We start from the raw sequence: 7605 nt of genomic DNA, 5'->3' as shown, positions 1-7605 counted from the left end.
CCTTGCTCATCGCGGCCTCGAGGTGGACGAGCGCCTCGTTGAAGTTGTGGCGCAACGTTTCGTAGCGGGCGCCGAGATCGGCGCAGCGAACCGTGAGGTCGCCATGGGCCAGCGCTTCGAGCGCTTCGCCGATGGTGGAGACGACGCGGGTCTGCAGCGCTGCTTCCTGCTGCTGCATGTCGAGGTTCTGCTGGCGCTCGCGGTCGAGCTCGGTCTTCTGCTTTTCCTCGCGGGCGGCCATCGCATGGCGTTCGCGGATCTTTTCCTGCAGCGCCTGGGTCGCCTTCGCCATCATCCCCACTTCGTTCGACATGTCCGTATGCGGGATCGCCGCGGTGACATTTTCGTCGGCGACGGCTTCCAGCGCACCATGCACGGCGGCAAGCGGTTTGGTAATCCCGCGGATCACCACATAGGCACCGGCAAGGGCGATGATCAACGCAAGTGCGCCGATAGCGAGCGCGTCCAGCACCATTCCGCGAATCTGCGCCTGCAGGTCGTCGGTGTAAACGCCGGTCGCAAGGACCATCTGCCAGGGTTCGAATGCCTTCGCATAGGAGCTCTTCGAAAAATTGCCATCAGGCAGGCCGGGCTTGGTCGTGCTCATATAGTCGACAATTCCGCCGCCGGATTTGCCAACGGAGACCATTTCGTCGCGGAACAGTTTCCCGGCGGAATCAGGTTTGCCCTTGCCGCTCTCGCCGACCTTCTTCGGATCGGGATGCATCAGCATCTTCACGTCGTAGTCATAGGCAAAGAGATAGCCGTCGGGCTGGAAGCTCATGGCGGAGACTGCGACGAAGGCCTGTTTCTGGGCTTCTGCGCGCGTCAGCTCACCGGCCGCCTCACGCTGCTGGAACTTCTTGAGGATGCCGATACCCGACTCCACCTGGGTCCGCAGCATTCCATACCGTTCGGCATAGATAGCCCGCGTCGAGGCCTGGAGTTCGAAATAGGTCACGACAGCGAAGCCGGCGATCAGAGCCAGAACCAGCAGCACGAGCTGGTTTGAAATCCTCAGATTTTTCATGTTCGTTCCAGGGGTGAGTGAGACGCATCAAGCGACCGGGAGAAATGATTCTGAATGAAAAAGCGCGTCCTGCGCGTGGAAATGTGCGGCACTGCACACTTGCTAGAATGCGGGACAATATTTGAATAAAAATTTAATAAATGATCACGCGTATTTAAAAATTAATAACAATTGGTAGTTGCGAATACTTCATGTGGCCCGAATATTAATCTCGGCGCCGGAAAATAAAATTACGGCAATACGCCATCTACGCAATGGTCCCTGCAGTCTACCCGATCCGGAATGCAAACGGGCGATCAGCTAAGAGGAGCGCGCTCAGGGAAAAGGTGATCCAGAACGGACACTGGAAGGATTGACGGATCGCTCGCGGCGTCCTTATCGGCACGCCAATCAGCTTCCATTCCAAATCGAGAAGCTGATTGTGCGTGCCAAGCAGGAGAAGCCGAACTGGGGCGCACCGAAGATCCGAGAACGACTGGCGCGGCTTTACCCGGACGTGCAAACGCCGGCGATCTCGACGGTGCATGCGGTGCTCGACCGCAACGGGCTGGTCCAGCACCGCAAGCGACGGCGCAACAGAGCCGTCGGAACGACACTCTCCCAACCGCGCCAACCCAACGACCTGTGGTGCGCCGATTACAAGGGCGAGTTCATGCTCGCCGATAAGCGCAACTGCTATCCATTGACGATCACCGATTTCGCCAGCCGCTATCTCCTGGCTTGCGAAGCGCTGCACACGACGAAGGAAGCCTACGCCTTCACCGTGTTCGAGAGCGTCTTCAAGGAGTTCGGCCTGCCCAGGGCGATCAGAACCGACAACGGCGTACCCTTCGCTAGCCCCAAAGGATTGTTCAATCTGTCCCGATTGGCGGTTTGGTGGCTCAGGCTCGGCATCGGCATCGAGCGCATCAAGCCTGGCCATCCGCAGCAGAACGGCCGCCATGAGCGCATGCGTCTCACGCTCAAGCTGGAAACCACCAAGCCGGCCGGCGCCAATTTCCTGCAGCAGCAGGCCCGCTTTGACGACTTCGTGGAGGAATTCAACACGGAGCGGCCGCACCAAGCCCTTGACATGGCTTGCCCGGCAGAGCGCTACCACGCTTCACCACGACCCTATCGCGGCCTGCCGGAGCTCGACTATCCGTTCCACGACCAGACCGTGACCGTCACGACATGCGGCCGCATCTGCTACAAGCGAAAGAAGATCAATCTTAGCCTGGTCTTCGCCGGGCAGGCCGTCGGAATCAAACAGGTCGAAGACCATATCTGGCTTGCAAGCTTCATGGATTACGATCTGGGATACTTCGATGACGAGACATGCAGACTCGAACCACTGCCGAACCCTTTCGGCTCAAAAGTGTTACCTATGTCTCAGGAACAAACCGTAACCTATGTGTCCACAACGGACCAAAAGCCAATGGCGGAGAGGGTGGGATTCGAACCCACGATACGGTTGCCCGTATGCCGCATTTCGAGTGCGGTGCTTTCGACCACTCAGCCACCTCTCCGCTTAAGACGTGATGACGCGTTGGTCAGCGCGGGCGTTCTCATAGCGGGCAAACATGGGGCTGGCAAGGGGCGAATATCAAGTCTTTATATCCTTTCGTCTTGACAGTTTTTTGCCGCTCGCGTATGTCCGCTCGCGATCAGGCGTGGAAAAGTATCCATGCCTCTTTGTTTGTGTGGAGGTTGTTGGAACAGCCACACGAATTCCACCGGCAGCAAGTTCCAGAAGATCGTCTCTTTTGAAACCCTGCTAGAGCCCGACTGATAAAAAGACGGCCGCCTTTTATGAAGGCAGAGCCGGAACGAACATGAAAGGATAAAAAATGTTCGCAGTCATCAAGACCGGCGGTAAACAGTACCGCGTGGCAGCCAACGACGTGCTCACCATCGAAAAGCTGGAAGCCGAAGCTGGTTCTGTCGTAGAATTCAACGAAATCCTGGTTGTCGGCGTTGGCGCCGATGCCAAGTTCGGCGCTCCCTTTGTTACGGGTGCGACGGTCAAGGCCGAAGTGGTCGAGCATAATCGCGGCAAGAAGGTCCTTTCCTTCAAGAAGCGTCGCCGTCAGAATTCCAAGCGGATTCGCGGCCATCGCCAGCATCACACGGTCGTCCGCATCACGGACATCTTGGCTTAACAACGGGTTTCGAAGGGTAAAGGAGAACTCCAATGGCACATAAAAAAGCTGGCGGTTCGTCGCGCAACGGTCGCGATTCGAATTCCAAGCGCCTTGGCGTGAAGAAGTTCGGCGGCGAAGCCGTCATTCCGGGCAACATTATCGTGCGCCAGCGCGGTACGCAGTGGCATCCGGGCCAGAACGTCGGCCTCGGTAAGGACCACACCATTTTTGCGCTTACCGCCGGCAACGTGAATTACCGAACCAAGGCCAATGGTCGCGTGTTCGTGTCCGTAATGCCGAAAGCCGAAGCAGCAGAATAAAGCCGGTAAGCGTTTTAAGCAGCCGGTGTCACATCGACCCGGCTGAACGCCCAAAGGTTCAGTCAAAAAAAGGGAAGATGGGACACCACCATCTTCCCTTTTTCTTTTCCCTAACAGGAGGACTGAACATGCAAGGCGAACTACTAAGGGCGAGCCAATCCCGGCCGCCAGAGGAACGGTTAAGGCCCGACCGGCCGAGAAGCGATTGCCCCGTCTTACTGTCGCAGAGGTTAGTCCTGCGCACGCCCCACGAAGAAGACATCGACGCACTTGCCCATCTCGCCAACAATGCGAATATCGCGACCATGGTGTCGCGTATGCCGCATCCCTATACGGCTAAAGACGCAGCCGATTTCGTGCGACGCACGAAGGCCGGCGAGATTGGCAAATGCGTCTACGCCATCACGCGAGGAGACAACGGCGCCTTTCTCGGTTGCTGCGCGCTCGAACCGCAACAGGACGAAAGAACGCTCGAACTCGGCTATTGGCTGGGCGAACCCTATTGGAACAGGGGTTATGCCACGGAAGCCGCCCATGCCCTGATCGACATGGCCTTCCGCACCCGCAACAACATCGACCATATCGATGCCCGCTGCCGGGTGACCAACATCGCCTCCCGGCGGGTGATCCAGAAATGCGGTTTCCAGTTCCAGGGCACCGGCATGATCGATTGCCTGGCGCTCGGCGGCATGGTCGCCGTCGAGTGGTTCCGGCTCGACCGCAAGACCTGGATGTCCTTGAGAAGCTGGGGAGAACTGCGATGAACGCCGCCGTCCTCCAGAAGACCAGCACGACCGTCACGATGCCGGGCCCTTGCCCGGTCATCACCACCGAAAGGCTGGTGCTTCGCCCGCACAAGATCACCGATGCGACGGCGATTGCCGAATCGCTTGGCGATTTCAAGGTGGCCCGCATGCTGGCACGGGTGCCGCAGCCCTATGACCGCCAGGACGCGCTGGACTGGCTCGTCCCGCATGCATCCGGCATCCTGCCGGACTGGACGCTGGCGATCACCACCGGTGACGACGCCCATATCGGCGCCGTCTGCCTGGAATTGAGGCGGGGCCGGTGGCATCTCGGCTACTGGCTGAACCGGCTTTACTGGGACCGGGGTTATATGACGGAAGCAGCGGCCGGGACGCTGGAGCGTTTCTTTCGGCGTATGCCGGAGGCGCAGGTGTTTTCCGGCGCCTTTGCGGACAACCTTGCTTCGCTGAACGTCCAGAAGAAGCTCGGTTTCACCATCGTCGATGCGAGCCAGCTCTTCAGTCTGTCCCGCAACAGGATGGCGCCGCATATCGAGACCATGCTGCTGCCTGAGGATTTCCGGCGGCCGGCCCGACCGTGACGCTCCCATAACAAAGGCCCGGCGGAGGGAACTCCGCCGGATCATTCACTCGACCTCGACCCAGAGCGGAAAGTGGTCTGAACCAGGCGCCTCGTTATCGACCCAGGCGTTTTTCAGCCGCGGCGCCAGCCCGGCATTCACGAAACAATGATCGAGATGCATCTTCATCTGCCCGTCGCCCGGCGGCTTCGCCCAGGTATAGCTCTCCGGCGTCAACGATCCGGAGCGGTCCAGCACGTCGACGGGTTCGTTGGCGCGCAGGATGCGGCCGTAATAACGGTCCCGCTGACCGGCCATGGCGATATACTCGGTCGATTCCGGCTCCATGTTGAAATCCCCCATCAGCAGGAAATCCTCCGGCAGCGGCAGATCGGGGAAACCATCTTCGCCGCCGCCGGTGAGCGAACCGCCCTCGGAGACGAAGTTCAGCACCCGCTCCTTGAGATAACGGATCTGGCCGAGCCGTTCATCGGGAGAGACATGATCGAGGTGGACGGAATAAACCCGGAGCGGTCCGCCGGGTGCGACGATCACCGCTTCCAGCGCTCCGCGCTGCAGGTTGAGCATCTCCACGGTGCGGCTGCGGGGCAGCAGAAGATGGCGGGTGGAAAGGATCGGCCAGCGCGACAGGATCATGTTGCCGAACTGAAAACGGCGCTCGATGCGGCGGCCGTTCTCGATAGATACGTCGAGCAGCAGGTCGCAGGGTGCGCCATAGACATGGAAATGGTCCGGAAACAGATCCGAGAAACGGGCGACGAGATCGACATGGCCATTCCTGGGGAAACCGCGGGTCACTTCCTGAAGCGCGATGACATCCGCTCCCTCGATACTCGCGGCGATGCGCTCGGGATCGAACACACCATCCATGCCGATCCCGTATTGGATGTTATAGCTGACGAACTTCATGATATTCTTTGACCTCCGCCCCAACCGACGATATCGAAACCCCTATCGACATGCACTGAGCGCCCAACCTGAAGCGACAGGCATCCCGACTAACACAAGACTGACGGCGATAAGATGAAATTTCTCGACGAGGCAAAAGTCTATATCCGCTCCGGCGACGGCGGCGCGGGCGCGGTCTCGTTCCGGCGGGAAAAGTTCGTCGAGTTCGGCGGACCTGACGGTGGTGATGGCGGGCGCGGCGGCGATGTCTGGGTGGAGGCCGTCAACGGCCTCAACACCCTGATCGATTTCCGCTTCCAGCAGCATTTCAAGGGCCAGACCGGCACCCACGGCATGGGCCGCAACCGTACCGGCGCCAATGGCGGCGAAGTGACGTTGAAAGTGCCCGTCGGCACCCAGATCTTCGAGGAAGACAACGAGACGCTGATTATCGACCTGACCCGCGAAGGCCAGAGGTTCCGGCTCGCCAAAGGCGGCAATGGCGGCTTCGGCAACACCCATTTCAAGAGCGCGACTAACCAGGCGCCGAACTGGGCCAATCCCGGTCTTGAGGGTGAGGAAAAAACCATCTGGCTGCGGCTGAAGCTGATCGCCGATGCCGGCCTCGTCGGAATGCCGAATGCCGGCAAGTCGACCTTCCTTGCCAGCGTCACCCGCGCGCGTCCCAAGATCGCCAACTACCCGTTCACGACGCTGCATCCCAATCTCGGCGTCGCCACCATTGACGCCCGGGAATTCATTCTGGCCGATATCCCGGGCCTGATCGAAGGCGCCCATGAGGGTGTCGGCATCGGCGACCGGTTCCTCGGCCATGTCGAACGCACCCGCGTGCTGCTGCATCTGGTCTCCTCCGTCGAGGAAAAGGTCGGCAAGGCCTACAAGACCGTCAAACACGAACTCGAGGCCTATGGCGGTGGCCTGATCGACAAGCCGGTCATCGTGGCGCTGTCGCAGATCGACGTGCTCGACGACAAGGAACTGAAGAAGAAGGCGAAGGAACTGGAAAAGGCCTGCGGCCAGACACCGTTCCTGATCTCAGCCGTCACCGGCAAGGGGATGACCGAGGTGCTGCGAGCGCTGCGCGACGTCATCGTCGAGGCGAGCGGCGTCAACGACACCGCGTTGCCCGATCGCTCGACCCCCATCCAGGATTTCGATGAGGATGAGGATGCATGACGGCTACCCGTAAACCGCTCGCCAGCCATCGCCGCATCGTCATCAAGATCGGCTCGGCGCTGCTCGTCGACCGCAAGACGGGCCTGAAATCGCAATGGCTCGACGCCGTCTGCGCCGATATTGCCGCATTGAAAGCGAGGGGCATCGACGTTCTGGTCGTCTCTTCGGGCGCGATCGCCATGGGCCGCACCGTACTTGACCTGCCCTCGGGCGCGCTGAAGCTCGAAGAGAGCCAGGCGGCGGCAGCGGTCGGTCAGATCGCGCTTGCCCGCGCCTGGTCGGAAAGCCTGTCGCGCGATGGCATCGTGGCCGGCCAGATCCTGCTGACGCTCGGCGACACGGAAGAGCGTCGCCGCTACCTCAACGCCCGTGCCACCATCAACCAGCTTCTGAAGATCGGCGCCGTGCCGATCATCAACGAGAACGATACGGTCGCCACGACCGAAATCCGCTATGGCGACAACGATCGCCTCGCCGCCCGCGTCGCCACCATGACCAGCGCCGATCTGCTCGTGCTGCTGTCCGATATCGACGGCCTTTATACCGCCCCTCCGCATCTCGATCCCGACGCGAAATTCCTGGAAACCGTCCCGGCGATCACGCCGGAGATCGAGGCCATGGCCGGCGGCGCTGCGTCCGAATTGTCGCGCGGCGGCATGCGCACCAAGATCGATGCCGGCAAGATCGCCACCGGCGCCG

Annotated in this window: 8 protein-coding genes, 1 tRNA gene and 1 pseudogene; 7 read left to right on the top strand and 3 right to left on the bottom strand. The window is 60.2% G+C overall.

The genetic code is table 11. The features are described 5' to 3' along the window. On the bottom strand, nucleotides 1-1030 hold a 1030-nt coding region (locus MOV61_RS26740; RefSeq protein WP_247138753.1), incomplete at its 3' end, for a cache domain-containing protein. Nucleotides 1031-1373: 343 nt separating this feature from the next. Between MOV61_RS26740 and MOV61_RS26735 the strand changes: the two are divergent. Beyond that, a pseudogene (locus MOV61_RS26735) lies at nucleotides 1374-2402 on the top strand (integrase core domain-containing protein); the annotation flags it as partial. A 46-nt stretch (nucleotides 2403-2448) separates the two neighbouring features. Here the strand turns inward: MOV61_RS26735 and MOV61_RS26730 are convergent. Continuing rightward, nucleotides 2449-2538 (bottom strand) — tRNA-Ser (locus tag MOV61_RS26730). A gap of 321 nt (nucleotides 2539-2859) precedes the next feature. On the opposite strand from MOV61_RS26730, the gene rplU reads away from it, so the two are divergent. The 4 genes from rplU (at nucleotide 2860) to MOV61_RS26710 (ending at nucleotide 4821) form a co-directional block, all read left to right on the top strand. Then, nucleotides 2860-3171, top strand: coding sequence for a 50S ribosomal protein L21 (gene rplU / locus MOV61_RS26725; protein ID WP_038547207.1), 312 nt, complete (start codon nucleotides 2860-2862; stop codon nucleotides 3169-3171). Between the two features lie 32 nt (nucleotides 3172-3203). Next, the gene (gene rpmA, locus MOV61_RS26720) at nucleotides 3204-3473 is read left to right on the top strand and encodes a 50S ribosomal protein L27 (protein ID WP_007757411.1); all 270 of its coding nucleotides are present in this window, start codon (nucleotides 3204-3206) and stop codon (nucleotides 3471-3473) included. Nucleotides 3474-3601: 128 nt separating this feature from the next. Then, entirely contained in the window at nucleotides 3602-4237 is a 636-nt protein-coding gene (locus MOV61_RS26715; RefSeq protein ID WP_038547209.1) for a GNAT family N-acetyltransferase, read from the top strand. Beyond that, nucleotides 4234-4821 (top strand): GNAT family N-acetyltransferase, encoded by a 588-nt coding sequence (locus MOV61_RS26710; protein WP_247138752.1) that lies wholly within the window; start codon nucleotides 4234-4236, stop codon nucleotides 4819-4821. The genes MOV61_RS26715 and MOV61_RS26710 overlap by 4 nt, the downstream gene beginning before the upstream one ends. Nucleotides 4822-4866: 45 nt before the next feature. On the opposite strand, the gene MOV61_RS26705 is transcribed toward MOV61_RS26710, so the two are convergent. Next, on the bottom strand, nucleotides 4867-5730 hold the full coding sequence (locus tag MOV61_RS26705) for an endonuclease/exonuclease/phosphatase family protein (protein WP_247138751.1): 864 nt from the start codon (nucleotides 5728-5730) through the stop codon (nucleotides 4867-4869). Between the two features lie 114 nt (nucleotides 5731-5844). Between MOV61_RS26705 and obgE the strand changes: the two genes are divergently transcribed. Together obgE and proB are read left to right on the top strand one after the other, a co-directional pair. After that, nucleotides 5845-6906 carry a GTPase ObgE gene (obgE, locus tag MOV61_RS26700; protein WP_038547218.1) on the top strand — a complete coding sequence of 354 codons (1062 nt, stop codon included), beginning with the start codon at nucleotides 5845-5847 and terminating at the stop codon, nucleotides 6904-6906. Next, the coding region (gene proB, locus MOV61_RS26695; RefSeq protein ID WP_247138750.1) for a glutamate 5-kinase at nucleotides 6903-7605 on the top strand (703 nt) is incomplete at its 3' end. The genes obgE and proB, both read left to right, overlap by 4 nt.

The sequence above is a fragment of the Neorhizobium sp. BETTINA12A genome, assembly GCF_023006485.1.
Classification (GTDB): domain Bacteria; phylum Pseudomonadota; class Alphaproteobacteria; order Rhizobiales; family Rhizobiaceae; genus Neorhizobium.
Note: the sequence above shows the minus strand (reverse complement) of the source record. Positions and strands in the feature narration are given on the sequence as shown.